The sequence below is a fragment of the Streptomyces sp. NBC_00122 genome (assembly GCF_045160845.1).
Lineage (GTDB): Bacteria > Actinomycetota > Actinomycetes > Streptomycetales > Streptomycetaceae > Streptomyces.
Genome location: NZ_CP108191.1, coordinates 1,486,447 through 1,512,426 on the forward strand (window position 1 = coordinate 1,486,447; position 25,980 = coordinate 1,512,426).

The window sequence follows — 25,980 nt, forward strand, 5'->3', positions numbered from 1 at the left end:
GGTCGCGTACGGTGAAGTCACACAGAGCAACGCACCCACCCGACGTACATCATGATCAAGGAGACCCTGGTGCCCGTCCTCCCTGGAGCCGAGCCGTTCCGCCACGAGGGTGGAGAGGTCGGCGTCCTCCTCTGCCACGGCTTCACCGGTTCCCCGCAGTCGCTGCGTCCCTGGGCCGAGTATCTGGCCGCGCAGGGGCTCACGGTGTCGCTGCCGCTGCTGCCCGGACACGGCACGCGCTGGCAGGACATGCAGCTCACGGGCTGGCAGGACTGGTACGCCGAGGTGGACCGCGCGCTGCGCGAGCTGCTGGACCGCTGCGAGCAGGTGTTCGTCTTCGGTCTGTCGATGGGTGGCGCGCTGACCCTGCGGCTGGCGGCCAAGCACGGGGACGCCATCAGCGGCATCGTCCTCGTCAACCCGGCCAACAAGGTGCACGACCCGCTCGCCATCACCCTGCCGGTGGCCAAGCACTTCATCCGGTCGACGCCGGGCATCGCCAGCGACATCGCCAAGAAGGGCTCGGAGGAGGTCGGCTACGACCGCGTACCGACCCGGGCCGCGCATTCGCTGCGCAAGTTCCTGCAGCTCGTGGACGCCGAGCTGCCGCAGGTGACGCAGCCCGTGCTGCTGCTGCACAGCCCGCAGGACCACGTCGTCCCGCCGGTCGACTCGGCCCGGGTGCTGGCGCGGATCTCGTCCACCGATGTCACCGAGACCCTCCTGGAACAGAGCTACCACGTCGCGACGTTGGACCATGACGCGGAGCGGATCTTCGCGGACAGCTTTGCGTTCATCGGCCGACTGGTGGAGAGCGTGGGCAGGGAGGGGGCGCAGGCGAGTGGCTGAGCACGAGGAGCAGTCGGGCGGGGTTCCGCCGCTGGACGAGGAAGCGGCGTGGGCGGCGATCGTCGCCGGGTACGGGCAGGAGCCGCCGGACCCGCCGGGGTCGCGGCCGTTCAAGCCGATCGAGAACCTCATGCTGCCGGAGGAGGACGTGAAGCCGCTGCCGCCGGAGCCGAAGCCGGATGCGGAGCCCGGGCCGGAGCCTCCCGCCGCGCTGGGCAGCTCGGTGGTCTTCGCCCCGGGGGTGGGCCTCTCCGGCCCGCGCGACCACTCGCTCGCGGAGCCGCAGGACGACGACCTGACCGCGGCCGACCGGGCCGACGAGGGCCATTTCGTCCCCCCGGAGCCGGAGCTCCCGCCGGCGGACACGACGGCGAAGTTCGCGTGGCTCGCGGTGGTCGGCGGGCCGGTGCTGCTGCTGCTGGCGGTGCTCCTGCAGTGGGAGATGACGTGGTGGCTGACGACGCTGGGCATCGGCGGCTTCCTGGGCGGGTTCGCGACGCTCGTGGCGCGCATGTCGCCGCACGACGACGACGATGACGACGACTACCCGGGCCGCGGCGCGGTGGTCTGACCTGGGCCCCGCCCCGGGCCCCGTCGGCGTGTGAGGCGCTGGGGGTCCCCCGGACGGAGTCTGGGGGAGGGTCCGGGGGCCGGGGGCGGAGCCCCCGGCAGCGGCGCCGCACCCGGGGCGGCCGGGCTACGGCGCGGCCGGCAGGTGCAGGGCCGCCAGGACCGGCAGGTGGTCGGTGGCCGAGCGGAGGTCGGCGGGCGAGACGCCCGCCAGCCCGGTCGGGACACCGCAGCCCAGCACCCGCACGCCCCCGGTCGCGAACACCGCGTCGATCCGCCGGTCCGGCGCCTGCGCGGGGAACGTGGGCCCGCCGCCCCACGGCGCCACCTCCCGGCAGTCCTGGAGCTCCGCGGTCAGCCGCTCGAACGCCGGGCCGCCCGGGCCCTCGTTCACATCCAGCGCCGCGATCCCGTACGGCGCGTCCAGGCGGGCCAGCCGCTCCAGCAGCAGCCCGGCCTGGGCCCGGCGCTCCTCCCGCTGGAGCGACAGGTGCGCGGAGACCAGGCCCACGCGCGCGCCGCCGATCCTGACCACCGCCGTGGCGAAGCCCCTGCGGTGCTGGCCGGGCGTGCGCGGCAGCAGCACGTCCTCCGTACGCTCCACGAAGACCCGTAGCGAGCACATCAGCAGCGGACCGGCCGCCGTCGCGCCCCCGCCCAGCACCACCAGGTCGGATTTCGCGGCCAGCCTCGCCGCGTGTTTGCGCCACCGGAAGAACCGCGGCGCCTCCTGCACGAACACGAGGTCCGGCGCGCACGCCCGGATGACCCGGGCCAGCGCCTCCTCGTCGTCGCGCAGCGAGCGGATGTTGTAGCTGAGCACCCGGATCACGGCCGAACCGTCGGGCTCCGTACGAGACTTCGGCAGCGAAGGCAGCAACTGGTCCATGCCCGCAACATACGCAGCTGCCCGCCGCTCCCCCAAGGGGCGCGGCGGGCAGTCACGTACGAAGAAAGCGAAGGAAGCTCAGCCCTGGCGGGCCAGGTCCGCCGCGCCCACGAGTCCGGCCTTCCCGCCCAGCTGGGCGGCGAGGACCTGTGCGTGCGGACGCCACGCGCCGCCGATCAGCCAGCGCTTGAAGGACTTGCGGATCGGGTCGAGGACCAGGTCGCCCTCGTCCGAGACCCCGCCGCCGACGATGAACGCCGACGGGTCGAACAGCGAGGCCAGGTCGGCCAGGCCCGCGCCGGCCCAGCGGGCCAGCTCGCGGAAGGAGTCGATGGCCACCAGGTCACCGGCCCGGGCGGCCTCGCTGATGTGCTTGCCCTCGATGCCGTCGGGGGTGCCGTCGCCGAGGGAGAGGAGGATCGCCGCGTTCTCGGGGGTGGCGTTCGCCCGCTGCTTCGCGTACCGGACGAGCGCGCGCCCGGAGGCGTACTGCTCCCAGCAGCCCTGGCTGCCGCAGCCGCACAGCAGGCCGTCCGGGACGACCCGGATGTGGCCGAACTCGGCGGCGACGCCGAAGCGTCCGCGGCGCAGCTTGTTGCCGATGATGATGCCGCCGCCCAGGCCGGTGCCGAGCGTGATGCAGATGACGTCCTCGTGGCCCTGGCCCGCGCCGAAGCGGTACTCGCCCCAGGCCGCGCAGTTCGCGTCGTTCTCGACGACGACGGGCAGGCCGATGCGCTGCTCGACCTTGTCCTTCAGCGGCTCGTGGCGCCAGTTGATGTTCGGCGCGAAGAGCACGGTGGCGCGCTTGTCGTCCACGTAGCCGGCGGCGCCGATGCCGACGGCGTCGATGGTGTGGTTGCTGCTGACTGCGGAGACGGCGGTGCAGATCGCTTCCGTCACTCCGTCCGCGGTCGGCGGGGTGGGCACCTTGTACGTCTCAAGGATGGTGCCCTCTTCGTCGACCACGCCGGCCGCGATCTTCGTGCCGCCGATGTCGACGCCGATGGTGAGTCCCATTAGTCCCTCGGTTTCCGGTCAAACCCCGCCACGGCCAACGGTACCCGAGGGCGGCCGGGGTTCAGTCGAGATCGATCCGCTCGGTGGGGCCTTCGCCGGGACCTTCTTCGCGGGGGTCGCGCTCCTGGGACCGGCGGGGAGCCGGGGGCTCTCCGCGCGTCCAGCGGCGCTCGTGGCCCTCGACGGCCGAGCGGTAGGCGGCGAGCAGCTCGGAGCCCGCGGCCGCGAGGTGGTCGAAGACTTCGGGGTTGCGCTCGATGACGGGTTTGGCGGCGGTCTTCGCCTGGTTGACGAACTGGCGTACGGCGCCCTGGGCGGCGCCGCCGACGAGCGGGTTGTTCATCCCGGCGACCTTGTCGGCGACGGCTTCGAAGAGCTTGAACAGCTCCTCGGCCGCGGTCCCGGTGGCCCCGCCGTCCCTGCCGCCCTGCCCGCGCAGGCGCTCCTTCTCGGCGGCGAGGTCCTCCGCGCAGGCCTTGGCCCAGGCGTCGTCGTCGGTGGGGCGGTCGGTGGCCTCGCTCATGGCGGACTCTCCTGCGGCGGCTGCTGTGCGTGCGGTACGGGCTACCTTCGACGGTACCCGAACGGGGGTACGCGGATCGGGGCGTGCGGGCTCAGGGCGTGCGGGTGTTGGTACGGGGCCACAGGCCCGGGTCCGGGGTGAAGCGGATGCGGAGCACGTCCTCGGCCAGGGCGGCGCCGGAGACGGTGCAGCGGCGCAGTGCCGCCGGCAGCGGAACGATCCTCCGGTACGGTCCCGCGGTGAGCAGCAGCTCGTCCCCCCGGCGGATCAGGTCGAGGTCGCGCTTGCGGGCGCCGGGCAGCGGTACCGCCCAGACGAGCACCCCGTCCTCGGCGAGCCGGTCCTCGACCGCCCAGGCCCGGCGGGGCGCGGGCGGCTCGGGGACGAGTCCGCCGGCGGCGGCGAGCAGCTCCAGGTCCTGCGGGCCGCGCGGGTCCCGGCCGAGGTGGGCGAGCCGGGTCACCGGGATCTCCCCGGCCCATCCGGCGGTGCACTTCTCCTGCTGGGCGGCGAGCCCGGCGAGCCAGGGGTCGACGGAGCCCTGCGGGAGGAGCCGGTTGGCGACGACGGCGGAGACGGGCAGCTGCTGCAGGGCGAGGCCGAGCCGCCCCAGCCGGATCGCGTCGGCCGCGGCCGGTCCCGGCTCGGCGACCAGCCGCACCTCGGTGCTGTCGGCCTCGATGACGGCCTGGACCGCGGCGAGCTCCTCGTCCCAGCGGGCGGCGGCCTCGTAGAGCCACTGCGCGGGCATGGGCACACCGGCCAGCTGGGCCAGTACGGGCCGCAGGGCGCGGGCGGCCTGCCGCTCGGCGGGGAGCAGCCGGGCGAGGTAGCGGCGCAGCTGGGCGGGGAGGGCGAGGGCGGCCAGGGCCTGGTGGAGCGGGGGCATGTCGACGACGACGAGGTCACACCCCGGCGCCGCGGCGGCCCGCCGCAGGGCGCGCAGCAGCGCGAACTGCTCGGCGCCGGGCAGCTCGGTGAGCTCCTCGGCGCCCAGCGGCCGGGCTCCGACCATGCCGAGGAGGGTGGACCCGCGCTCCTGGAGGGCGACGAGTTCGTCGCGGAACTCCTCGCCGGAGTCCACCCGCGCCACCCGGACCCCGCCGGCCGCCGTGGCGGCCCGCAGGCCCGGTACGACCTCGGCGGACTCCCCCACCGGTTCCCCGGTCAGGGCGGCGAGCGGGTCCGCGACGTCGCCGGACAGCAGCAGCACCCGGTGGCCCTGCCGGGCCGCCGCGAGGGCGGTGGCAGCGGCCACCGTGGTCCGCCCGGCGCCGCCGGGGCCGGTGATCAACAGGGTGTGCACGGTGTTCAGCCGGTCGATTCCACGCGCTTCTTCAGACCCGCGAGCGCGCGGTCGATGATGACCTTCTCGGCCTTGCGCTTGATCATGCCGAGCATGGGGATCTTGACGTCGACGGTCAGCTGGTAGGTGACCTCGGTGCGCTTGCCGCCGTCCACCGGGGCCAGCCGGTACGAGCCGTCCAGCTGGCGCAGCATCTGCGACTTGTCCAGGGTCCAGCTGACCTCGTCCGAGCCCTTCCAGGTGTAGGCGAGGGTGTGGTCGTCCTTGATCGCGCCCGCGTCGAGCAGCAGCCGGACCTTTTCGGCCCGTCCTTCGGCGTCGGCGGCCAGCACCTCGGCCTCCTTCACCTCGCCGGTCCACTCGGGGTAACGGGCGAAGTCGGCGATCACGGCCATCACGTCGGCCGGTGAGGCGTCGATCGTGATGCTTGAGCTGGTGTGTTCCGCCATCGCGGTCGCTCCTCCGGAGAGTAATTCGAGGAAGTGTGCGGCCTCCGGCCGCCGCTCGAAGGCTACCGTGCGTGCGGAGCTCACCACTCCAGGGCCCACGGCCTCCCGGTCGCCGCGAAGTGACCGACGTTCACGCACTCCGTGCTCCCGACGCGCATCCGCCGGGCGAGCGGCTGGTGGACGTGCCCGAAGAGGGCGTAGCGGGGCCGGGTGCGCCTGATGGCGGCGAGCAGGGCCTCGCTCCCCCGTTCGAACCGGCGCGCGACCGTGTCGTAGCAGAGCTCCGGCACCTCCGGCGGGATGTGCGAGCACAGTACGTCCACCTCGCCCAGTGCCTCCACCTTGGCGGCGTACTCCTCCACGTCCACCTCGTACGGGGTCCTCATCGGCGAGGGCAGCCCGCCTCCCACGAAGCCGAAGACCCTGCCGCCGATCTCCACGCGCTGCCCGTCGAGCACGGTGATCCCGGGGCGGTCTGCGTACTCCGGCCACAGAGCCGGGATGTCGACGTTGCCGTAGGTGGCGTACGTCGGGGCGGGGAAGGCGGCGAACATCTGCTCGTACTGGCGGCGTACCGCGCCCTCGATGAGCCGGTCCCGGTCCAGTCCGGCCCACAGCTCGCGTCCGAAGGCCTGGGCCTCGGCGAAGCGGCGCGCGGTGCGCAGCTCCACGATCCGGTCGGCGTTCTCGACGCCGAACAGGTCGGGGAAGATCCCGCGGGAGTGGTCGGCGTAGTCGAGGAAGAGGACGAGGTCACCGAGGCAGATCAGCGCGTCGGCGCCGTCTCCGGCCCGGGCCAGGGCCTCGGCGTTGCCGTGCACATCGCTCACGACGTGGACCCGAGTACGGCTCGATCCGCTCGTGCCCGTCTTCCCGCTCCGCATGCTGCCACCCATGCGGCAACCCTAGGGCGGCCGGGTTACGGCGGGTAGACAGGGGTGGCAGAGGCGGCCGGACCTGCGGTTACTTCCGCGTCTCGGACGGGGTCGACTACTGTCGCCGTGTTAGTGCCGCGTTTTGTGACGCACGGAACATCTGGCCGGTTCCCTCTATCGGGAACCCACTACCGGTGGGTAACGTCCGGTCGGTCCACACGGTGGCGATGGCGCCCAGAGGAGCAGCAGTCTTGCGCGAGTTCAGCCTTCCGGCCCTGTACGAGGTCCCGTCGGACGGGAACCTGACGGATCTCATCCGCCGCAATGCCGCTCAGCATCCCGACACGGCCGTCATGAGCCGCAAGGTCGACGGCCGGTGGCAGGACGTGACCGCGACCGAGTTCCTGGCCGAGGTCCGGGCCACGGCCAAGGGCCTGATGGCGGCCGGTGTCCGTCCGGGCGACCGGGTCGCCCTGATCTCCCGTACCCGCTACGAGTGGGTGCTGATCGACTTCGCGATCTGGACCGCGGGCGGCGTCACCGTCCCCGTGTACGAGACCAGCTCCCCCGAGCAGATCCAGTGGATCCTCGGTGACTCCGGCGCCGTCGCCGCGGTCGTCGAGAGCCCCGGGCACGGTGCGGCCGTGGCCTCCCTGCGCGACCGGCTGCCGGAACTGCGCGAGGTCTGGGAGATCGAGCAGGGCGCCCTCGAAGCGCTGAAGAGCGCGGGCGCCGCGATCACCGACGAGGAGGTCGACGAGCGCAGCAGCCTGGCGGGCGCCGACGATCCGGCCACCATCGTCTACACCTCGGGCACCACCGGCCGCCCCAAGGGCTGCGTGCTGAGCCACCGCAACTTCTTCGCGGAGTGCGGGAACGCGGTGGAGCGCCTGAAGCCGCTGTTCAAGACCGGCGAGTGCTCGGTCCTGCTGTTCCTCCCGGCGGCCCACGTCTTCGGCCGCCTGGTCGAGGTGGCCGCGGTGCTGGCGCCGATCCGGCTGGGCTGCGTACCGGACATCAAGAACCTCACCGACGAGCTGCAGTCCTTCCGGCCCACCCTGATCCTCGGTGTGCCGCGCGTCTTCGAGAAGGTCTACAACTCGGCGCGCGCCAAGGCGCAGGCCGAGGGCAAGGGCAAGATCTTCGACGCGGCGGCCGAGACGGCGATCGCGTACAGCCGGGCGCTGGACACCCCCCGCGGCCCGTCCTTCGGGCTGAAGCTCAAGCACAAGGTCTTCACCAAGCTGGTCTACAGCAAGCTGCACGCGGTCCTCGGCGGACGCGGCGAGTACGCGATCTCCGGCGGCGCCCCGCTCGGCGAGCGGCTCGGGCACTTCTTCCGCGGCATCGGCTTCACGGTGCTGGAGGGCTACGGCCTGACCGAGTCCTGCGCGGCCACGACCTTCAACCCGTGGGACAAGCAGAAGATCGGTACGGTCGGCCAGCCCATGCCGGGCTCCGTGGTGCGCATCGCGGACGACGGCGAGGTGCTGCTGCACGGCGAGCAGATCTTCACCGGGTACTGGAAGAACGAGACGGCGACCGCCGAGGCACTGACGGACGGCTGGTTCCACACCGGTGACGTCGGCACCCTCGACGAGGACGGCTACCTCACGATCACCGGGCGCAAGAAGGAACTCATCGTCACCGCCGGCGGCAAGAACGTCGCCCCGGCCGTGATCGAGGACCGGATCCGCGCGCACGCGCTGGTCGCGGAGTGCATGGTCGTGGGCGACGGGCGGCCGTTCGTGGCCGCGCTGGTCACCATCGACGAGGAGTTCCTCGGCCGCTGGGCCGCGGAGCACGGCAAGCCGGCCGGTGTGACGGCGGCGGAACTGCGCGAGGACGCGGAGCTCGTCGCCGCCGTCCAGAAGGCCGTCGACGACGGCAACGCGGCGGTTTCCAAGGCGGAATCGGTGCGGAAATTCCGCATTCTGCCCTCCCAGTTCACGGAGGAGTCGGGCCACATCACGCCGTCGCTGAAGCTGAAGCGCAATGTGGTGGCGAAGGACTTCGCGGACGAGATCGAAGCCCTCTACCGGGGTTAGCCGGGGCTAGCGCGGATCCTCGGCGAGGATCCGCGCCATGTTCCGCTCGGCGAGGGCCGTGATCGTCACGAACGGGTTCACGCCGAGCGAGCCGGGGATCAGGGAGCTGTCGACCACGTACAGCCCCTGGTGGCCCTTGGCCCGGCCGTAGAGGTCGGTCGCGTCGCCGAGGACGCAGCCGCCGAGCGGGTGGTACGTGAAGTTGTCGGCGAAGGCCCTGTTCTCGCCGAAGAGGTCGTACCGGTAGATGGTCACGTTCCGCCGGTTGATGCGGTCGAAGAGGTTCTTCGCCGCGTTGACCGAGGGCGTGTTCTGGTCCCGCCGCCAGGTGAGCTTGGCCGCATCGGTGGCCGCGTCGTAGGTGAATCGGCCGCGCTCGGGGTTCTTGGTGATGGCCAGGTACATCGAGATCCAGTGCTCGAAGCCCATGGGCAGCGGGGCGATCTCGGCGAAGACCGGGTTCGAGGCGTTGTCCCAGTCGTCGATGCCCAGGGCGGGCATGGTGGCCTGGTTGCAGCCGACGGTGTCCCAGAGGTGGTTGGCGCGGGCGGTCATGACGTTGCCGTTGTGGCCCCAACCGAGCCCGACCTTGTCGCTGAGCGCGGGCAGCGTGCCGGTTTCACGGGCCCGCAGCAGGATCTCGGTGGTCCCCAGACTTCCCGCCCCCAGGAACAGCTGCCGGCAGCCGAGCTCGCGGGTCTGGGTGACCCGCCCGGTGAGGTCGCTGGTCCGCACGGTCAGCACGTACCCCCCGGCCGGGTCCGGACGTACGCCGACCACGCGCTGCATGGTCTCGATGGTGACGTTGCCGGTGCCGAGGGCGGCGGCGAGATAGGTCTTGTCGACGCTCTTCTTCCCGTGGTTGTTGCCGTAGATGACCTCGCCCGCGAGCGCGGACCTGGTGGCGGTACCGGCCGCCTCGCGCTGCATGTAGCCGAAGTCGTAGACGTTGGGGACGAAGACGGTCTTCAGGCCGGTGTTCTGGGCGTGCTTGCGGGAGATCCGGGCGAAGCGGTACCACTCGGTGGACTCGAACCAGCCCGGGTCGATGTCGTTCACGCCGAGCATGGCCCGGGCGCGGGGGAAGTAGGTGCCGTACATCTCGTCCGCGTCCACGCCGGGCAGCACCTCGGTGAAGTACGAGCGCCTGGGCGTCGGCGCCATCCCGCCGTTCACCAGCGATCCGCCGCCCACCCCCCGTCCCACGTACACGGACATGTCGCCGTAGTTCACGCGGTCCAGGACACCGGGGTAGGGGCTGATGTCGCGGTTGACCACGTCGAGCCAGAGGAACTGGGCGAGCGGGGCCTCGGTGCGGGTGCGGAACCACATGGACCGCTGGTCGGGGGCGGAGGTGGAGGGGAAGACCTTGCCGTCGGGCCCGGGGGTGTCCCAGAGCCGGCCCATTTCGAGGACGACGGTCCGTACGCCGGCCTGCCCGAGGCGCAGCGCCGCGACGGCGGAGCCGTAGCCGGAGCCGACGACGATGGCGGGCGCGTACTGCGCGGCCTGCGGCTCGGCGGCGGCTGCGGAGGACAGCCCGATCCGCGTGAACCCGAGCGCGGAGGCGGTCTGGAGAGCGGCCAGTCCGAGGACATGACGGCGCGTCAGATTTGGTGTCATGGCCGCATGATGGGCGGATTCCGGCCCTCCACCCATACGCGGTGCTGCCAGACATCTGAGAGACAGTCAGGCATGGCTGCGGCGGCCGCGCCGACCGGCGCGGCCGCAGGACTACAGCAGCTCGCGCAGGCGGTCCGCCAGGAGGTCCCAGCGCCACTTCTCCTCGACCCAGGCACGGCCCGCCTCGCCCATGCGCGCCCGCAGGGCCGGGTCCTGCAGCAGAGCGACGACCCGGTCCGCCGCCTCGGACGGCTCGCCGCCCCGGACGACCCAGCCCGTCTCTCCGTCCAGCACCGCGTCAGGGGCTCCGCCGGAGTCTCCCGCGACGACCGGCAGGCCCGTCGCCGAAGCCTCCAGGTAGACGATCCCGAGCCCCTCGACGTCCAGCCCGCCCCGCCGGGTCCGGCACGGCATGGCGAAGACGTCCCCGGCCCCGAAGTGCGCGGGCAGCTCGGCCCACGGGACCGCTCCCGTGAAGAGCACCGAGTCCGCGACGCCCACGGACACCGCCAGTTCCCGCAGGTCCGCCTCGTACGGCCCGCCGCCCACGATCAGCAGCACCGCGTCCGGCACCGCCGCCAGGATCCGCGGCATCGCCTCGATCATGGTGTCCTGCCCCTTCCGGGGGACCAGCCGGGACACGCACACCACGACCGGGCGGTCGGTCAGACCCAGCCGGGCCCGGACCTCCGCACCACCCGACTCCGGGTGGAAGGTCTTCTCGTCCACCCCCGGCGGAAGTTGCACCATCCGGGCCGCCGCCCGGTCCGTCACCGCCGAGGCGATCCGCGAGCGGGTGTACTCCCCCAGGTACGTCAGCGTGTCCGTGCCCTCGCCGATCCGCCGCAGCAACTGCCGCGCGGCCGGCAGCTGGGCCCAGCCCGCCTCGTGCCCGTGCGTGGTCGCCACGATGCGCCGGGCCCCGGCCCGCCGCAGCGCCGGGCCCATCAGACCGAGCGGGGCCGCCGCCCCGAACCACACCGACTCGCAGCCGTGTTCGCGCAGCAGGCCCACGGCCCGCCGCGTCACGCGCGGTGTCGGCAGCAGCATCGTCGTGCGGTCGCGCACGACCTGGAACGGCTGCTCGGCGTCGAAGGCCGCGGTGGCCTCGCGGCCCTCCGCGCTGTGCTTCCACGTGGAGGCGTAGACGACGACCCGGTCGGGATCCAGCCGTAGCGCCATGTTGTGCAGGAAGGCCTGGATACCGCCCGGTCGCGGCGGGAAGTCGTTGGTCACGATCAGCGTCTTGTGCATCGCCTGCCAACGTACCGGACGTCCTCAGCGGAGCTCCTCCCGCAGTGCCTCCTGCCAGGCGCGCGTCAGCCCGGCCAGGTCCACGCCCAGCGCCTCGTCCAGCGCCACCGGCAGCGGCTCGCGCCCCGCCCGCTCGTAGAGGCCCACGAGCGCCGCCTCCCCCCACCGGTCCGCGATCAGCCTGCAGGCCAGCCACGCTCCCTCGTACGCCCGGGCCACCGCTTCCGGGTCGCCGCCGAAGGTGAAGGCCTCCGCCGGGGGCAGCTCGCCGGGCACCTCGCCCCGCCGTACGGCCCGGCCGAGCGCGGGGGCGCCCTGCTGCGGCGTGGTGGACCCGCCCCGGTACGCAGCCCAGTCCGCGAAGCCCTCGGAGAGCCACAGCGGGGTCGAGGCGGTGGTCGACGCCCGGGTGGCCACGTGGGCGACCTCGTGGGTCAGTACGATCCGCCGGCCGGCCTCGCCCAGCTCGGCCCACCCCTGCGGGTTGACCACGACCCGGTCCGCCGGAGCGGGTCCCGCGCCCACCCGGCCGGTGGTGACGGCGCCCAGCCCCCGGTACGCGTCGGCCGACCCGCCCAGCAGCTCCGCCATCCGCTCCAGGGATCCGGGGACCAGCACCACCACCCGCCCCGCCCACGGCTTCGGCCACGCGGAGCTCGCCACGGGCACCGCCCGGTCGGCCTCGGCGGAGATCCCGGCCAGGTCGGGGGCGCCGGCCCCGCCCAGGACCAGGGAGCGCTCGCCCCGGACCACCTGCACCGGGCCCTGGTCCCACAGCTGCGGCAGCGCCCCGGGGGCGGGCCGGTCCGTGCGGACCCGCCAGCTCCCGCCGTCCATGACCAGGTCGAGCTCGCGCGCCGATCCCGTCGGGGCCGCGTCGTAGCCGGTCAGCCGGTAGCGCAGCTCCGCCCGTACGAGGGCCCGTACGCCGTCGCGCCGCACCGAGGTCACCGCGTACGCCCGGTCCTCGACCGGGATCCCCGCCGGCTGCCCCGGCTCGGACCGCGACCAGTCGGTGACGGCCCGGCGGATGTCCCGCTCGGCCGTGCCGGCCGGCCGCAGCGCGCCGCATCCGGCCAGCAGGACGCACAGCAGGAGCGGCAGTACGCGCAGGAGACGACGACCCGGAAACATCACCCGATCGTACGCACGGCCTGGATCAGGGGCGCGTGACCGAGGACACCGGCATCATCCCGACCGGGTCGTAGCGGACCCTGGCGCCGGGGTAGGGGGCGTGCACCACCTGGCCGTTGCCGACGTACATGCCCACGTGGCTGGCGTCCGAGCGGTACGTCACCAGATCGCCGGGGCGCGCCTGCGACAGCGGGACCTGGCGTCCCGCGTACCGCTGTGCCTGCGAGGTGCGCGGCAGCGAGACGCCCGCCTGGCGGTACGACCAGACCATCAGCCCGGAGCAGTCGAAGCCGGAGGGGCCGGTGGAGCCCCACACGTACGGGCGGCCGACCGCCGACCGGGCCGCCATCACGGCCGCCCCGGCGCGGCCGGAGGAGGGGCCGAAGGAGGGGAAGTCGGGCTGGGCGCCGGGGCGGCCGCCCGCGCGCGAGGCGCGCTCGAAGTCGGCCCTTTGCTCTGCGTTCATGGCGCCCAGCAGCCGCCGGGCGGCCGCGAGCTTCGCCGTGACGGAGCGCTTGTGCCGGGCCACGTCGGCGCGCAGGGCGTCGAGTTCGGCCAGCTTGCCGGCGGCCTCGCGGCGCTCCTGGCCGAGCCGGCGCTGCTCCTCGCGGAGTTCGTCGAGCTGGCGGGCCTGGAGGCCGGTCAGCCGTTCCAGGGCGGCGGCCTGCTCCAGGTAGGCGTCGGGGTCCGCGGACAGCAGCAGGGCGACGGTGGGGTCGATGCCGCCGCTGCGGTACTGGGCCCCGGCGAAGGTACCGAGGATGCCCCGCATCGTGTTGATGCGGTCCTGCGCGCGGGCGACGGCGTCCTGGGCCCGGTCGGCCTCGGAGCGGAGCCGGTCGGCCTTCTCGCCCGCCTCGTTGAAGCGCTCGGTGGCCTGTTCGGCTTCCTCGAAGAGCCGGTCGACCTGAGCGCGGACACCGCCCGAGGGCTCCTGCGGCAGGCCCGGGTCCGCGCCCGCGGGGGCTCCCGCCATGACGACCGCGGCGCCGGCCGCGGCGGCGGTCAGGACGGCGGCCTTCGTGTTCCGGTCGAGGCCACCGGGCCCGGGCCGGCGATGGGATGCCACGTGGAACCGCTCCCTTCCGCTGTGCGGGGCCCGGGTCCGCCCTCCGTGGACGGCCGTGTGCCGGGTTCCGCGCTGGCAGACAGTAGCGGCGCGATCGGGCACCGACCAACGACCACCGGGGGGCACACACAGTGACGCCCCGCCGGAGACGCAGGTCACCGGCGGGGCGTGTGGTCAGAGCGGGTCCGCTCAATTCGCCCGGATGGGCGGTGTGCGGCGCGTCATCCGACGCGGACGCCGAACTGGAAGGGCATGTTGTCCATCGACTCGTACTTGATGCCGCTGCGCGGGTTGGAGGCGTGCAGCGTCATGTTGTTGCCGGCGTAGAGGCCGACGTGGTGCAGGTCGTCGTAGAAGAAGACCAGGTCACCGGGCTGGAGCTGGCTGCGGCTGATGCGCGTGCCGTCGTTGACCTGGGTGTAGGTGACGCGGCTGATGTTCACGCCGGCCTGCTTGTACGCCCACTGGGTCAGACCCGAGCAGTCGTAGACGGTCGGGCCGGTGCCGCCGGACTGGTACGTGTAGCCCAGCTTGGTCTTGGCGGCCGCCAGGGCGGCTCCGGCGCGGCCGGAGGCGCTCACGTTGCCGAGGTCGACCCGCTGGCTGTCGCTGCGGCTGGCGCGGGCCTCGTCGTCCTTGATCGCCGCGCGCTCCTGCGCGGTCAGGGTGTTGAGCAGGGCCTGGGCCTCGGCGAGCTTCTCCTGCGAGACCTTCTTCTTCTCGCCGAGCTCCTTGCGGGTGGCGTCGAGGTCGGCGAGCTTGCCGGCGGCCTCCTGGCGCTGCTGCGCGAGGGTGCGCTGCTTGGCCTGGATCTTCTGGACCGCCTCGACCTGCTTGCCGCTCAGGTGCTCCAGCGTGGAGGCCTTGTCGAGGTAGCTGTCGGGGTCCTCGGAGAGGAGGAGGGCGAGCGAGGGGTCGATGCCGCCGTTGCGGTACTGGGCGCTCGCCATCGAACCGAGCGTGCTGCGCAGCTCGTTGAGGTCACCCTGGCCGCGCGCGACCTGGTCCTGGAGCTGCCCGATCTCCTTTTCGAGCTTCTCCTGGCGCTCCTTGGCCCCGTTGAACTTCTCGGTGGCCTGCTCCGCCTCTTCGTAGAGCGCGTCGACCTGGGACTTGACCTCGTCCTTGCTCGGCTTCCCCGGAGCGGCGGAGGCGCTCTGGGCGGAGAGGGCGACGACTGCTGCGGCGGCGGCGCCGAGTACGGTCACGCGGGTGCGGTTCGGCTGCTTGGGTCGACGGTGGGACGCCACGGAGGCGAGCTCCTTCTTCCTAGAGCCGCCGAAGAACGCAACTCGGCAGCACCTCCGCCGTCACCCCGAATGAGTGATCCACCGCACGAAGGTTTGAGCAGACCCTAGTGACCCATCTGTGATCAGTTCAAATCCTGCCGGGAAAAAACTTGGTCCCCGACCAGCTTCTTTACCCGCAGCGCACGCTCTGTGCCGGGCACTTGACGGTGCGTCCCCTGCAAGCCCTATCAATTCCGGCATCAGGGCGAGGAGTTACGAAACGCGCGAAAGCCGCTTCAGCAACAAAGCGGACGTTACGGGCCGCGCACCCGCGGCGGCCACCCCGTCGGCGACCTCCCGGTCCGTGGAGACCACGACCACCGGCCGGCCGGGCGGCTCCGCGCGCACCAGCTGGCGGATCAGCTCGTCCGCCGTCACCCCGGCCTTGGAGAACAGCACCCGTACCCCGCGCGGCGGCGCGAGCAGCACCGGGGCCGCCAGTTCCGCCCCGTCGAAGACGCAGGTCATCTCCGCGCCCGTCTGCGCGGCCAGCATCGACAGCCCGCCCAGCAGCCGCAGCCGCTGCTTCTCCAGCGGCATCGTCGGATAGCCCGTCTTGGTCACGTTGTAGCCGTCGACCACCAGATGGGCCTGGGGCAGCGCCAACAGCTGGTCCAGCAGCGCCGGATCGGTCTCCGACAGGGCACGCGCCGCGATGTCCTTGGGCGTCATCCGGCCCGGCTCCACCGCGTCCACGGTGTCCGCCGGGCGGGTGTTGACCGGAGGCAGCGCCAGCTCGCGGCGCAGCCCCGCCGCCGCGTCCAGCACGGTGTCCAGCAGCAGCCGCAGCCGCATGTCCTCGATGCTGCGCCCCTCGCGGGTGGCCCGGCGCGAGGTCTCCAGCGCCGACTCGACCTCCGCGAGCCGGGACTTGAGCCGCCGGGTCTCGCTCTCGGCGGCGGCCACGCGCGCGGCCGCCTCGCCGCGGATCCCGTCGATCTCGGCGGTCAGCTTGCGCAGGGCCGCGTCGCCGCGCTTGACGTCGCTGAGGGCGCTGCGCAGCTTGCGGTGAAGCGATTCCGCTTCCTTGCGCGAGGCCTCCAGCTCGGCCCGCACCTGCTCGCCGCCGGTGCGCTGCAGTTCCCGTACCTGGGCCAGCTCCTCGCGGAGCCGGTCCAGCTCGCGCCGGGTCTCCTCGCCGACCCGCTCGGCGTCGGCGCGCTGCGCCTCCTCGCCCGCGGCGGCCACCAGCTTGACCCAGCCGACCGGCCGCAGGACGTACGCGGCGGCCGCCACGTCCAGCGGATCGGCGGCGGCGGGCGGGGCACCGGACTCCAGCGCGCCGGCCAGCTCCACCTGCGCCTCGCGCAGCTTCTCGGCCACCCGACCGCGGAACACCGGGTCGGTCTCGACCGCCGCGGCCATGGCGTTGCCCGCGAACTTGGCGCGCCGGGTCGGGGTGAACCGGGCGTACTGACGCAGCTGCGCGGGAAGGTCCGCGACCGTCAGCGCGCCGAAGGCGTCCGAGACGAGCGCGACGACCCGGCGCCGCACGCCTTCCGGCAGCGGGCGGTCGAGCACCTCGGCGGCGTCGCCGGCCGCGTCGGCCGGCTCAGCGCCGCTTGCTGGCTCCACAATCCGTCACCCCTACCGTGATCTACCTGTGGGCACGGCTCCCTCAGGAGTCCGCGCCCGGCCTGTCCACGAGCTCGATCTGGTCCACCGCGTTGCACCACCGGCAGCGGACCGACTCGATGGTCTCATTGACCACCTCGCGCTCCTCGACCTTCGGTTCCCCGGCGAGGTCCAGGTGGATGTACTCCACGACCTTCGACGAACGGGTGACATCGAAACGCGTGAGGTTGCCGCACAGGGTGCAGCGCCACCGGGTGGTGTCGGTCGGCTGGGGAACCGTCATCAGGCCGCTCTCTCCTTCGTAGCGTTCGTAGCTGTTTCAATTAAAGCGGTCTGCTGAGCCGTCCGGGCCGTTTGGGCAGACCGCGGCTCGTAACCCTACGGCCTGCCACCGCTTCAGGTGGGCCGGGTTGCGTCATGCTCTGTCACATGATCGTAAGGTGGCAGGCCGTCCGCGAGGCCGCCCGGGGACCGGTGGTCACCCACGCGCTGATCGCCGGCTGCGCGGTGGTGTTCGTACTGAGCCCGGCCTCGGGGCTGAACCCCGTCTACGGGACGGGCGACGGGCTGCTGACCGCCGGGACCGACTACTTCCGCCGCTGGGGCGTCGTCCCGGACGAGCTCTTCACCGGCACCCCGCGGGCCTGGCTGACCCCGCTGACCGCACTGTTCGTGCACGGCAGTTGGCTGCACCTGCTCGGGAACATGCTCTTCCTCCACGTCTTCGGCGCGATGGCGGAGGAGCGGATGGGCCGCCCGGCGTTCCTCTTCTTCTACGTCTGTACGGGTTACGTGGCCCTGGCGGTGTACGCGGCGGCCAATGCGGGGTCCTCACAGACCCTGGTCGGGGCGTCCGGGGCCATCTCGGCGGTGCTGGGCGCCTTCCTGTACCTGCTGCCGCGGGCCAGGGTGACGAGCCTGTTCCCGTTCCTGCTCTTCCTGCCGCTGCGCTTCCCGGCGTGGATCGTGCTGCTGTTCTGGTTCGCCCTCCAGTGGGTGGCCGCGCACCGGGCGGGCAGCGGGCCGGGCGTCGCCTATCTGGCCCACCTGGTGGGCTTCTCGGTCGGCTTCTTGTACGCGTGGGCGCGCTATCGGCGTACGACTACAGTGGGGCGACCAGCGACGGCCACCGAGGGAGACAGCCAGCCGTGATCACCGCGATCGTGCTCATCAAGACCAGCGTGGACCGCATCCCCGAGATCGCCGAGGCCATCGCCGCGCTGGAAAGCGTCAGCGAGGTCTACTCCGTCACGGGGACGTACGACCTGATCGCGCTGGTCCGCGTGGCCCGTCACGAGAACCTGGCGGACATCATCCCGGGCCGCATCAGCAAGATCCCGGGCGTCGAGGCGACGGACACGCACGTGGCGTTCCGTACGTACTCCCAGCACGACCTGGAAGCCGCCTTCGCGATCGGTCTCGACGCCTAAGCGGCGCCTAAGCGGCCTGTTTTCAGCGTGGGCAGCGCCCCGCCCGGCCGGGCGGGGCGGCCCTCGGCGAGCCGGCGGACGTGGCCGCGCGGTCGCCGTCGCAACCCCCTGCGTCATGCCCCGCGGCCCGTCAGACGGCGGGGACGCAGCGGCCCTCCTCCGTGCGGTACTGCCACTTCGCGCCGTCCGCGACGAGCTCCTTCACCGCGCGGACGAAGCGCTCCACGTGCTCGTCGGGGGTGCCGGCGCCGAAGCTGACGCGAATGGCGTTGAGGGACCGCTCCCCCGGGGCCGCCTCCGGGGCGCCGCATTCGCCCTGGGCCTGCGGCTCGCTGCCCAGCAGGGTGCGGACCAGCGGGTGGGCGCAGAAGAGACCGTCGCGGACGCCGATGCCGTACTCGGCGGAGAGGGCGGCCGCGAAGTGGGAGCTGTTCCAGCCGTCCACCACGAAGGAGATGACGCCGACGCGCGGCGCGTCGTCCCCGAAGAGGGACAGGACGCGGACCGCCGGGACGTCCGCCAGGCCCTCCCGGACCTTGGCGATGAGGTGGCGCTCGCGGGCGACCAGGTTCTCGAAGCCCGCCTCGGTCAGGGCCTTGCAGGCGGAGGCGATGGAGTAGACGCCGATGACGTTCGGGGAGCCGGCCTCGTGGCGGGCGGCGGTGGTGTGCCACTCGACGTCCACACCGCCGTCCTCGCGCCGGGCGACCTTGCGGGAGGCGCCGCCGCCCGCGAGGTACGGCTCGGCCTCCCGCAGCCAGTCGGCGCGCCCGGCGAGGACGCCCGAGCCGAAGGGGGCGTACAGCTTGTGGCCGGAGAAGGCGACCCAGTCCACGTCGAGGTCCTGCACGGAGACGGGGTGGTGCGGGGCGAGCTGGGCGGCGTCCAGGACGATCCGCGCGCCGTGGGCGTGCGCGGCGGCCGCGAGCTCCTTCACCGGCCACAGCTCACCGGTGACGTTGGACGCCCCGGTGACACAGACCAGGGCCGGGCCGTGGGGCTCCCGGTCGGCCAGGGCCCGCTCCAGGGTGGCGACGGCCTCGTCCGGGGTGCGGGGGGCGTTGAGGTAGGTGACCTGCGCGTCCACCCACGGCAGCAGCGAGGCGTGGTGCTCGGTCTCGAAGACGAAGACCTGGCAGCCGGCCGGGAGCACGGCGGCGAGCAGGTTCAGGGAGTCCGTGGTGGACCGGGTGAAGATCACCTGGTCGGAGGGGCGGCAGTCGAGGAACCCGGCGACCGTGACGCGGCTCTGCTCGAAGAGGTCCGTGGAGAGCTGCGAGAGGTATCCGGCGCCGCGGTGCACGCTGCCGTAGTACGGGGCGTACGCGGCGACGTCGTCCCAGACCCGCTGGAGCGCCGGGGCGCTGGCCGCGTAGTCGAGGGCCGCGTAGGTGACCTCGCCACCGGTGACGAGCGGGACGGTGACGTCCCGGCCGAGGACCGGCAGCGGCTCGGCACAGGCGGGGTCGACGGCGGTGGCGGCGGCAGCGGTATCAGCGGCGGCGGTGACGACGTTCAGGGATGCGGACATGGCGGAATCTCCCGGCAGGCAGGGGTGAATGGCTTCGGTGTGCCCGTACGCGGGTACGGCTCGGCGGCCGACGGGGGTACGGGAAGTCCCCGGACCGAAGGCGGGTACACGGAAGTGACCCTGATCCGAGGGTGAAGAAGGGGCGGAGTCGCCCTATCGCATTCGCTTGCTCACGGAAAAACGCTCCTCGATAGACCAGGACCCCTGGTGTCGAGGGATCCGCGCTTGCCGTAGACCTTTCTGTCTACGGCCTGGTCATCACCCGGGGCACCCCGCCACGGAAGGAGGGTTGCCGGACAGCAAGCCGGGGCCTAAACGCTGTCACTCGTGACCTGTTCAGCATCCTGCCACATGATCCCCCGTGCGCAAGCCACCGGTCCGAATGGCGGACCGGCGGCTTGGCCGAAAACGATCAATCGGAATCAGGCGTTGCTGGCCGCCACCCAGCGCTCCAGCGCGGCCCGGGCCGCACCCGAGTCGATCGACTCCGCCGCGCGGGTGATGCCGGCCGCGATCTGCTCCTCCAAGGTGCCCGTGCCCGGGTCCAGGGCCACCAGGGCGGCCGCCGAGTTCAGCAGGACGGCGTCGCGGACCGGGCCCGTCTCGCCGGAGAACAGGCGGCGGGCGACGTCAGCGTTGTACGAGGCGTCCGCGCCGCGCAGCTCCGACACGTCGACGAGGGCGATGCCGACGTCCCGCGGGTCGAAGGGCTGCTCCGAGACCTTGCCGTCGCGGACCCACCACACCCGCGAGGTCGCGGTCGTGGTCAGCTCGTCCAGGCCGTCGTCGCCGCGGAAGACCAGCGCGGAAGAGCCCCGCTCGGCGAGCACGCCCGCCACGATCGGGGCCATCCGGGCATCGGCCACGCCCGTCGCCTGGGCCCGTACCTTCGCCGGATTGGTCAGCGGACCGAGGAAGTTGAAGGTGGTCCGGATGCCCAGCTCCTTGCGGGCTGCGGCCACGTGCCGCAGCGCCGGGTGGAACTTCACCGCGAAGCAGAAGGTGATGCCGGCCTCCTCCGCGACCTCGGCGACCCGCGCGGGGGTCAGGTCGAGGTTGACGCCGAGCTTCTCCAGGACGTCCGAGGCCCCGCTCGCGGAGGACGCGGCCCGGTTGCCGTGCTTGACCACCTTGGCACCCGTACCGGCCACCACGACCGCCGACATCGTCGAGATGTTCACCGTTTTGGCCCCGTCGCCGCCCGTGCCGACGATGTCCACCGTCCGGCCGGGCACCTCGATCAGGTTGGCGTGCTCGTACATGGTCCGTACGAGGCCGTTGATCTCCGCGACCGTCTCCCCCTTGGCCCGCAGTGCGACCGCGAAGCCGGCGATCTGGGCGTCGGTGGCCTCCCCGCGCATGATCTTGTCCATGGCCCAGGCGGTGTCGTCGGCGCGCAGGTCCTGGCCGGTCAGCAGAGCGTCGAGAACGCCCGGCCAATTGGGGGTACCCCCGGACGGAGTCTGGGGGAGGGCCGGCACCCCACCGGCGTCAGCCGGACTCTGACCGCTCATGGTCTGCTCCTGGATCCGTCGGCAAGCACTGAGGACTCCACCCTATCGAGCCCCAGGGACGGCAAAGAGCCCCGTCCAGACACTGGACGGGGCTCTCGCCGTGGCGACACCAGGACTGACCGAAATCAGTCCCTCATGCGGTCAAGCGGTCGTACGGGAGATCAGTGGTGGCCGTGGCCGCTCTGGATCTCCTTGTACTCCTCCACCGTGGGCTTCGGAATCTGGTTGCCCTCGGCGTAGAAGCCCTTGCTGAGCTTCGCGCGCAGCTTCTCGCCGAGCTTCACCTTGCGCTCGACACCGTTCTCGTCGACCGTCGGGCCGATCTCGATCGGCTCGTACGTGGTGTACGAGGTGAGCGTGTGCAGCTTGCCCTGCGGGAGCGGCTCGTGGACCTCGACGAACTCACCGTGCGGCAGGCGCTTGATGATGCCGGTCTCGCGACCGTGCAGCACCTTGTCCCGGTCCCGGCGCTGGAGGCCGAGGCAGATCCGCTTGGTGGCGATGAAGGCGAGGACCGGGACGACGAAGAAGCCGATCCGGACGAACCAGGTGATCGAGTTGATCGAGAGGTGGAAGTACTGCGCGAACATGTCGTTTCCACCGCCGATCAGGAGCACGATGTACTCCGCGATCCAGGCGACACCGAAGCCCGTACGGCTCGGGACGTTGCGCGGGCGGTCCAGGATGTGGTGCTCGCGCTTGTCCCCGGTGACCCAGGACTCGATGAACGGCCAGGCGGCGATCGAGCCCAGCACCAGCGGGAAGAGCAGCAGCGGGATGAACACGCCCAGGACGAGCGTGTGGCCCCACAGGTTGATCTCCCAGCCGGGCATGGCTCGGATCAGGCCTTCCGGCATACCCATGTACCAGTCGGGCTGCGCACCGGTGGACACGTGGTCCGGGCGGTACGGGCCGAGCGCCCAGATCGGGTTGATCGAGGCGATCGCCGCGATGGCCGCGATGACGCCGAAGACCAGGAAGAAGAAGCCTCCGGCCTTGGCCATGTAGACCGGCAGCAGCGGCATGCCGACGACGTTGTCGTTCGTCTTGCCGGGACCCGCGAACTGGGTGTGCTTGTGGTAGAAGACCAGGATCAGGTGGGCCACCAGCAGGCCCATCATGATGCCGGGCAGCAGCAGGATGTGGATCGAGTAGAACCGCGCGACGAAGTCGCCGCCCGGGAACTCTCCGCCGAAGAGGAAGAACGACAGGTACGTGCCGATGACCGGCACGGACAGGATCGCGCCCTCCATGAAGCGGACACCGGTACCCGACAGCAGGTCGTCCGGCAGCGAGTAACCGGTGAAACCGGTGAACATGCCGAGGACCAGCAGCAGGAAGCCGAAGATCCAGTTGACCTCACGCGGCTTGCGGAACGCGCCGGTGAAGAAGACGCGCATCATGTGCACGACCATGCCCGCGACGAAGATCAGCGCGGCCCAGTGGTGGATCTGCCGGATGAGCAGACCACCGCGGACGTCGAAGCTGATGTCCAGTGTCGAGGCGAAGGCCTCGGACATCAGGACGCCCTGCATCGGCACGTACGAGCCGTGGTACACGACCTCGTTCATGCTCGGGTGGAAGAACAGCGTCAGGTACACACCCGTGAGGATGATGATGATGAAGCTGTAGAGGCAGATCTCACCCAGCATGAAGGACCAGTGGTCCGGGAAGATCTTGCGCATGTTGGACTTGGCCAGGCTGTAGATGCCCAGGCGGCCGTCCGCCCAGTCCGCTACGCGCTCGCCGGCGGGCGCTTTGCGCGCCGTCTTGGACTCAGTGGCAGTGCTCATCCGCGCTCCCAGAAGGCAGGACCGACGGGCTCTTCGAAGTCGCCGAGCGCTTCGAGGAAGCCTTCGTCATTCACACCGATCCGCAGCTGCGGAAGCGCGTGACCGGCCGGGCCGAAGATGACTCGGGCGCCGTCGGAGAGGTCGAAGGTGGACTGGTGGCACGGGCAGAGCACGTGGTGCGTCTGCTGCTCGTACAGGCTGATCGGGCAGCCGACGTGGGTGCAGATCTTGGAGTAGGCCACGATGCCCTCGTGGGACCACTCCAGCTCCTGCTTGTCCTTGATGTCCTCCGGCTTGATGCGGACGATCATCAGGGCGGCCTTGGCGATCTGGACCTGGAAGTCGTGCTGCTCCTCCTCCAGGCCTTCCGGCATGGCGAAGGTCAGCGAACCGACGGCCACGTCCTCGGGACGCAGCGGCTCCATCGTGTTCTGGTTGATGAGCAGCTTGCCCTTGGCCCACAGCGTCTTGCGCAGCTTTTCCTCGGGCAGCGGACCGGTGTCACGCAGGAGCATGACGGCGGACAGCGGCAGCACGGCCAGCGCGCCCAGCATCGTGTTGCGGATCAGCGGACGCCGGCCGATGCCGGACTCGTTCGCGCCGTCCGCGAAGTCCTGCATGACCTTCGCCTTGACCTCCGGCGAAGCGGCGATCGGGTGGCGGTCGTCGGCCACCTCGACGTCGGACATCAGGGTGCGGGCCCAGTGGACCGCGCCCGCGCCGATGCAGAAGAGGGCCGTGCCCAGGGTCATGCCCAGGGCGAAGTTGAGCGCGCTCACCTTCCCGATGGGGAAGATGTACACGATCTTGCTGACCGGGATGACCACGTAGGAGGCGATGAACGCCACCGTGGCCAGCATCGACACCGTGAACAGCATCGCGACGGTGCGCTCGGAGTGCCTCGCCGCCCGCTCGTCGATGTCCTGGATGCGCGGCTTGTGGACCGGAAGGCCCGGGTCGGCGAACGGATCGTCCGCGACCGCTACGGCACCGTGGTGCGCGTCGCCCTGCTCGCTCGGCAGGTGCTTCTCTTCGGGAATCTCTTGGCTACTCATGACTTCTTGGCCTTAGCGGTGTGGGCCGCGACCCAGACGGCGACAGCGATCAGCGCACCCAGACCGAAGATCCAGCCGAACAGACCCTCGGAGACGGGGCCGAGGCCACCGAGCTTCAGGCCGCCAGGGCTGACCGACTTCTCGCCGTTCACGTTCTGGATGTACGCGATGATGTCCTTCTTCTGCTTCTCCGGCATGGTGCTGTCCGGGAAGGAGGGCATGTTCTGCGGGCCGGTGAGCATGGCCTCGTAGACGTGCTTCGGCTCGACGCCCTCAAGGTTGGGGGCGTACTTGCCGTTCGTCAGCGCGCCGCCCTCGCCGGTGAAGTTGTGGCACTGCGCGCAGTTGTTGCGGAACAGTTCACCACCGTTGGCGATGTCGGCACCCGCCGGGTCGTACTGCTTCTCGGTCGGCACGATCGGGCCGGCACCGAGGGACGCGATGTACGCGGCCAGCTGGTCGATCTGCGCCTGGGTGTAGACGACCGGCTTCTTCGGCACCTGGGCGCCGGGCTGCTGGGCGGGCATGCGGCCCGTGCTCACCTGGAAGTCGACGGCTGCGGAGCCGACGCCGACCAGGCTGGGGCCGTCAGTGGAACCCTGACCGCCGGTTCCGTGGCAGCTTGCGCAACCCACGGCGTAGAGCTTGGCGCCCTCCTCGATGGCGAGGGACTGGGCGGTTTCATCGGCCTGCGCCTTGCCCGCGGGGGCGAAGGCGGCGTACAGCCCCCCAGTGGCCGCCAGCGCGAGGAGTAGAACGACGACCGCCGCCAGCGGATGGCGTCGTCGTGCGGAGAGCTTTTTCACGGATTACCCCGGTGTCAGGATCTTCTGCGTCGGTGTTTCTGGATGGAGTGCCGGGTCGGGCCCGGTGACGTGTTCGCTACTTGATCAGGTAGATCGTCGCGAAGAGGCCGATCCAGACGACATCGACGAAGTGCCAGTAGTAGGACACGACGATGGCCGACGTGGCCTGTTCGTGGGTGAACCTCTTGGCCGCGTACGTCCGGCCGAGGACCAGCAGGAAGGCGATGAGACCGCCCGTCACGTGCAGACCGTGGAAGCCGGTGGTCAGGTAGAACACCGAGCCGTACGGTCCGGACGAGAGGCTCAGGCCCTCGTGCGTGACCAGCTCGGTGTACTCGAACACCTGGCCGCCAATGAAGATCGCACCCATGACGAACGTGATGATGAACCACGTCCTGAGCTTCTTCACGTCACCGCGCTCGGCGGCGAATACGCCGAGCTGGCAGGTGAGCGAGGAGAGCACCAGGATCGTCGTGTTCGTCGCCGAGAAGGGCAGATTCAGGAAGTCAGCCTGTTCTGTCCAGTACTCGGGGCCTGTCACGGATCGCAGGGTGAAGTACATCGCGAAGAGGGCCGCGAAGAACATCAGCTCGGAACTCAACCAGATGATGGTTCCGACGCTGACGAGGTTCGGCCGGTTGACCGTCGGGTGCGCGTGCCCGGTATCTACTGTCGTTGCTGTCGCCACGACCGACATTATGTCGGTCGCTTATCCCGCCCTCACCCCGGGGGGTGCCGTTCGGAGTGTCCGGGGCGTGTGCAAGGCCCGAACGGCCCATCAGATGTCCCCATGAACGTCTCGTACGAGGCCGTGCGAACCGATGTTGACAACGCATCGGGAGGAGTAGCATCCCGCGCAACATCAACGTGATTCACGTGACATGTGGAGGAACGAAATGCGGGCGACTGCGCGGGTTCTGGTCTACAGCGACGACGCGGGCACCCGGGAGCAGGTGCGGCTGGCGGCCGGGCGCAGGCCGGCCGCGGACCTGCCGCCGGTGGAGTTCCTGGAGTGCGCGACGCTGCCGGCGGTGCTGACGGAGCTGGACGCGGGCGGCATCGACGTGTGCGTGCTCGACGGCGAGGCGGTTCCGGCCGGCGGCATGGGCGTGTGCCGGCAGATCAAGGACGAGATCTTCCGGTGTCCCCCGGTGCTGCTGTTGATGGGGCGCCCCCAGGACGCCTGGCTGGCCACCTGGAGCCGCGCGGACGCCGCCGTGACCCTTCCGGTGGACCCGGTGGAGTTCGCGGACGCCCTGGCGGCCCTCCTGCGCTCCCGCCTGTCGTCCTCGGCCGCCTGACGGCCGCTTCCAGCCGCCTCACGGCCGCCTGACAGGGCGTTCGCGGGCCTACGGGGTTTCCCGCAGGCCCGCGGCGG

General features: G+C 71.5%; 25 protein-coding genes and 1 riboswitch. Of the genes, 6 read left to right on the plus strand and 19 right to left on the minus strand.

Features of this window, described 5'->3' with window-relative positions; genetic code table 11:
* The first annotated feature begins 69 nt into the window (after window positions 1–69).
* Window positions 70–849, plus strand: a complete 780-nt coding sequence (locus OG737_RS07040; RefSeq protein ID WP_405921300.1) for an alpha/beta hydrolase — start codon at window positions 70–72, stop codon at window positions 847–849.
* A complete protein-coding gene (locus tag OG737_RS07045; protein WP_328925272.1) occupies window positions 842–1,420 on the plus strand; it encodes a hypothetical protein in 579 nt (192 codons plus the stop codon). Before OG737_RS07040 ends, OG737_RS07045 begins: the two co-directional genes overlap by 8 nt.
* Before the next feature lie 126 nt (window positions 1,421–1,546).
* On the opposite strand, the gene OG737_RS07050 is transcribed toward OG737_RS07045, so the two are convergent.
* The 6 genes from OG737_RS07050 to OG737_RS07075 all read right to left on the minus strand — a co-directional run bounded on the left by OG737_RS07050 (window position 1,547) and on the right by OG737_RS07075 (window position 6,490).
* Window positions 1,547–2,308, minus strand: a complete 762-nt coding sequence (locus OG737_RS07050) for an endonuclease/exonuclease/phosphatase family protein (protein ID WP_328925273.1) — start codon at window positions 2,306–2,308, stop codon at window positions 1,547–1,549.
* 78 nt (window positions 2,309–2,386) lie between these two features.
* Window positions 2,387–3,328 carry an ROK family glucokinase gene (locus OG737_RS07055; protein WP_328925274.1) on the minus strand — a complete coding sequence of 314 codons (942 nt, stop codon included), beginning with the start codon at window positions 3,326–3,328 and terminating at the stop codon, window positions 2,387–2,389.
* A gap of 61 nt (window positions 3,329–3,389) precedes the next feature.
* Window positions 3,390–3,851 (minus strand): DUF5304 domain-containing protein, encoded by a 462-nt coding sequence (locus tag OG737_RS07060; protein ID WP_328925275.1) that lies wholly within the window; start codon window positions 3,849–3,851, stop codon window positions 3,390–3,392.
* A 91-nt stretch (window positions 3,852–3,942) separates the two neighbouring features.
* Window positions 3,943–5,157 carry an ArsA-related P-loop ATPase gene (locus tag OG737_RS07065; RefSeq protein ID WP_328925276.1) on the minus strand — a complete coding sequence of 405 codons (1,215 nt, stop codon included), beginning with the start codon at window positions 5,155–5,157 and terminating at the stop codon, window positions 3,943–3,945.
* 5 nt (window positions 5,158–5,162) lie between these two features.
* A complete protein-coding gene (locus OG737_RS07070) occupies window positions 5,163–5,606 on the minus strand; it encodes an SRPBCC family protein (RefSeq protein WP_405680039.1) in 444 nt (147 codons plus the stop codon).
* Window positions 5,607–5,686: 80 nt separating this feature from the next.
* Complete coding sequence (locus OG737_RS07075; protein ID WP_328930242.1) at window positions 5,687–6,490, minus strand: metallophosphoesterase; 804 nt, start codon at window positions 6,488–6,490, stop codon at window positions 5,687–5,689.
* A gap of 242 nt (window positions 6,491–6,732) precedes the next feature.
* On the opposite strand from OG737_RS07075, the gene OG737_RS07080 reads away from it, so the two are divergent.
* Window positions 6,733–8,529, plus strand: a complete 1,797-nt coding sequence (locus OG737_RS07080) for a long-chain fatty acid--CoA ligase (protein WP_328925278.1) — start codon at window positions 6,733–6,735, stop codon at window positions 8,527–8,529.
* 6 nt (window positions 8,530–8,535) lie between these two features.
* Here the strand turns inward: OG737_RS07080 and OG737_RS07085 are convergent, their stop codons facing one another.
* The 7 genes from OG737_RS07085 to OG737_RS07115 form a co-directional block, all read right to left on the minus strand.
* Window positions 8,536–10,152, minus strand: a complete 1,617-nt coding sequence (locus OG737_RS07085) for a GMC oxidoreductase (RefSeq protein WP_405921301.1) — start codon at window positions 10,150–10,152, stop codon at window positions 8,536–8,538.
* 111 nt (window positions 10,153–10,263) lie between these two features.
* A complete protein-coding gene (locus OG737_RS07090) occupies window positions 10,264–11,406 on the minus strand; it encodes a glycosyltransferase family 4 protein (protein ID WP_328925280.1) in 1,143 nt (380 codons plus the stop codon).
* A 24-nt stretch (window positions 11,407–11,430) separates the two neighbouring features.
* Window positions 11,431–12,540 (minus strand): hypothetical protein, encoded by a 1,110-nt coding sequence (locus OG737_RS07095; RefSeq protein ID WP_405921302.1) that lies wholly within the window; start codon window positions 12,538–12,540, stop codon window positions 11,431–11,433.
* A gap of 25 nt (window positions 12,541–12,565) precedes the next feature.
* A complete protein-coding gene (locus OG737_RS07100; protein ID WP_405921303.1) occupies window positions 12,566–13,609 on the minus strand; it encodes an NlpC/P60 family protein in 1,044 nt (347 codons plus the stop codon).
* Between the two features lie 221 nt (window positions 13,610–13,830).
* A complete protein-coding gene (locus OG737_RS07105; protein WP_328925283.1) occupies window positions 13,831–14,859 on the minus strand; it encodes an NlpC/P60 family protein in 1,029 nt (342 codons plus the stop codon).
* Between the two features lie 252 nt (window positions 14,860–15,111).
* The gene (locus tag OG737_RS07110) at window positions 15,112–16,476 is read right to left on the minus strand and encodes an NYN domain-containing protein (protein WP_328930243.1); all 1,365 of its coding nucleotides are present in this window, start codon (window positions 16,474–16,476) and stop codon (window positions 15,112–15,114) included.
* A gap of 40 nt (window positions 16,477–16,516) precedes the next feature.
* On the minus strand, window positions 16,517–16,756 hold the full coding sequence (locus tag OG737_RS07115) for a hypothetical protein (protein WP_053676058.1): 240 nt from the start codon (window positions 16,754–16,756) through the stop codon (window positions 16,517–16,519).
* 134 nt (window positions 16,757–16,890) lie between these two features.
* Here OG737_RS07115 and OG737_RS07120 point away from each other — a divergent pair, with 134 nt between their 5' ends.
* On the plus strand, window positions 16,891–17,625 hold the full coding sequence (locus OG737_RS07120; protein ID WP_328925284.1) for a rhomboid family intramembrane serine protease: 735 nt from the start codon (window positions 16,891–16,893) through the stop codon (window positions 17,623–17,625).
* On the plus strand, window positions 17,622–17,903 hold the full coding sequence (locus tag OG737_RS07125) for an Lrp/AsnC ligand binding domain-containing protein (RefSeq protein WP_328925285.1): 282 nt from the start codon (window positions 17,622–17,624) through the stop codon (window positions 17,901–17,903). The genes OG737_RS07120 and OG737_RS07125 overlap by 4 nt, the downstream gene beginning before the upstream one ends.
* 130 nt (window positions 17,904–18,033) lie before the next feature.
* Here the strand turns inward: OG737_RS07125 and OG737_RS07130 are convergent, their stop codons facing one another.
* The 6 genes from OG737_RS07130 to OG737_RS07155 all read right to left on the minus strand — a co-directional run bounded on the left by OG737_RS07130 (window position 18,034) and on the right by OG737_RS07155 (window position 25,299).
* The gene (locus OG737_RS07130; protein ID WP_405921304.1) at window positions 18,034–19,434 is read right to left on the minus strand and encodes an aminotransferase class V-fold PLP-dependent enzyme; all 1,401 of its coding nucleotides are present in this window, start codon (window positions 19,432–19,434) and stop codon (window positions 18,034–18,036) included.
* Between the two features lie 216 nt (window positions 19,435–19,650).
* A riboswitch (SAM riboswitch) is annotated at window positions 19,651–19,767 on the minus strand.
* Between the two features lie 89 nt (window positions 19,768–19,856).
* On the minus strand, window positions 19,857–20,948 hold the full coding sequence (trpD, locus tag OG737_RS07135) for an anthranilate phosphoribosyltransferase (RefSeq protein WP_405921305.1): 1,092 nt from the start codon (window positions 20,946–20,948) through the stop codon (window positions 19,857–19,859).
* A 161-nt stretch (window positions 20,949–21,109) separates the two neighbouring features.
* Entirely contained in the window at window positions 21,110–22,741 is a 1,632-nt protein-coding gene (locus OG737_RS07140; protein WP_328925288.1) for a cytochrome bc complex cytochrome b subunit, read from the minus strand.
* Window positions 22,738–23,796 (minus strand): Rieske 2Fe-2S domain-containing protein, encoded by a 1,059-nt coding sequence (locus tag OG737_RS07145; protein ID WP_328925289.1) that lies wholly within the window; start codon window positions 23,794–23,796, stop codon window positions 22,738–22,740. The genes OG737_RS07140 and OG737_RS07145 overlap by 4 nt, the downstream gene beginning before the upstream one ends.
* Window positions 23,793–24,602 carry a c-type cytochrome gene (locus tag OG737_RS07150; protein WP_328925290.1) on the minus strand — a complete coding sequence of 270 codons (810 nt, stop codon included), beginning with the start codon at window positions 24,600–24,602 and terminating at the stop codon, window positions 23,793–23,795. Before OG737_RS07150 ends, OG737_RS07145 begins: the two co-directional genes overlap by 4 nt.
* Before the next feature lie 76 nt (window positions 24,603–24,678).
* Entirely contained in the window at window positions 24,679–25,299 is a 621-nt protein-coding gene (locus OG737_RS07155; RefSeq protein WP_328925291.1) for a heme-copper oxidase subunit III, read from the minus strand.
* 199 nt (window positions 25,300–25,498) lie between these two features.
* Between OG737_RS07155 and OG737_RS07160 the strand changes: the two genes are divergently transcribed.
* The gene (locus OG737_RS07160; protein WP_215140598.1) at window positions 25,499–25,903 is read left to right on the plus strand and encodes a hypothetical protein; all 405 of its coding nucleotides are present in this window, start codon (window positions 25,499–25,501) and stop codon (window positions 25,901–25,903) included.
* The last annotated feature ends 77 nt before the right edge of the window (window positions 25,904–25,980 follow it).

Excerpts from the sequence above, each read along its gene's own strand:
- OG737_RS07060 (WP_328925275.1), bottom strand. The coding sequence starts at position 3,851 with ATGAGCGAGGCCACCGACCGCCCCACCGACGACGACGCCTGGGCCAAG.
- OG737_RS07145 (WP_328925289.1), bottom strand. The coding sequence starts at position 23,796 with ATGAGTAGCCAAGAGATTCCCGAAGAGAAGCACCTGCCGAGCGAGCAG.
- OG737_RS07050 (WP_328925273.1), bottom strand. The coding sequence starts at position 2,308 with ATGGACCAGTTGCTGCCTTCGCTGCCGAAGTCTCGTACGGAGCCCGAC.
- OG737_RS07115 (WP_053676058.1), bottom strand. The coding sequence starts at position 16,756 with ATGACGGTTCCCCAGCCGACCGACACCACCCGGTGGCGCTGCACCCTG.
- OG737_RS07160 (WP_215140598.1), top strand. The coding sequence starts at position 25,499 with ATGCGGGCGACTGCGCGGGTTCTGGTCTACAGCGACGACGCGGGCACC.
- OG737_RS07120 (WP_328925284.1), top strand. The coding sequence starts at position 16,891 with ATGCTCTGTCACATGATCGTAAGGTGGCAGGCCGTCCGCGAGGCCGCC.
- OG737_RS07055 (WP_328925274.1), bottom strand. The coding sequence starts at position 3,328 with ATGGGACTCACCATCGGCGTCGACATCGGCGGCACGAAGATCGCGGCC.
- OG737_RS07155 (WP_328925291.1), bottom strand. The coding sequence starts at position 25,299 with ATGTCGGTCGTGGCGACAGCAACGACAGTAGATACCGGGCACGCGCAC.
- OG737_RS07090 (WP_328925280.1), bottom strand. The coding sequence starts at position 11,406 with ATGCACAAGACGCTGATCGTGACCAACGACTTCCCGCCGCGACCGGGC.
- OG737_RS07140 (WP_328925288.1), bottom strand. The coding sequence starts at position 22,741 with ATGAGCACTGCCACTGAGTCCAAGACGGCGCGCAAAGCGCCCGCCGGC.
- OG737_RS07075 (WP_328930242.1), bottom strand. The coding sequence starts at position 6,490 with ATGCGGAGCGGGAAGACGGGCACGAGCGGATCGAGCCGTACTCGGGTC.
- OG737_RS07070 (WP_405680039.1), bottom strand. The coding sequence starts at position 5,606 with ATGGCGGAACACACCAGCTCAAGCATCACGATCGACGCCTCACCGGCC.
- OG737_RS07085 (WP_405921301.1), bottom strand. The coding sequence starts at position 10,152 with ATGACACCAAATCTGACGCGCCGTCATGTCCTCGGACTGGCCGCTCTC.
- OG737_RS07095 (WP_405921302.1), bottom strand. The coding sequence starts at position 12,540 with ATGTTTCCGGGTCGTCGTCTCCTGCGCGTACTGCCGCTCCTGCTGTGC.
- trpD (WP_405921305.1), bottom strand. The coding sequence starts at position 20,948 with ATGAGCGGTCAGAGTCCGGCTGACGCCGGTGGGGTGCCGGCCCTCCCC.
- OG737_RS07130 (WP_405921304.1), bottom strand. The coding sequence starts at position 19,434 with ATGTCCGCATCCCTGAACGTCGTCACCGCCGCCGCTGATACCGCTGCC.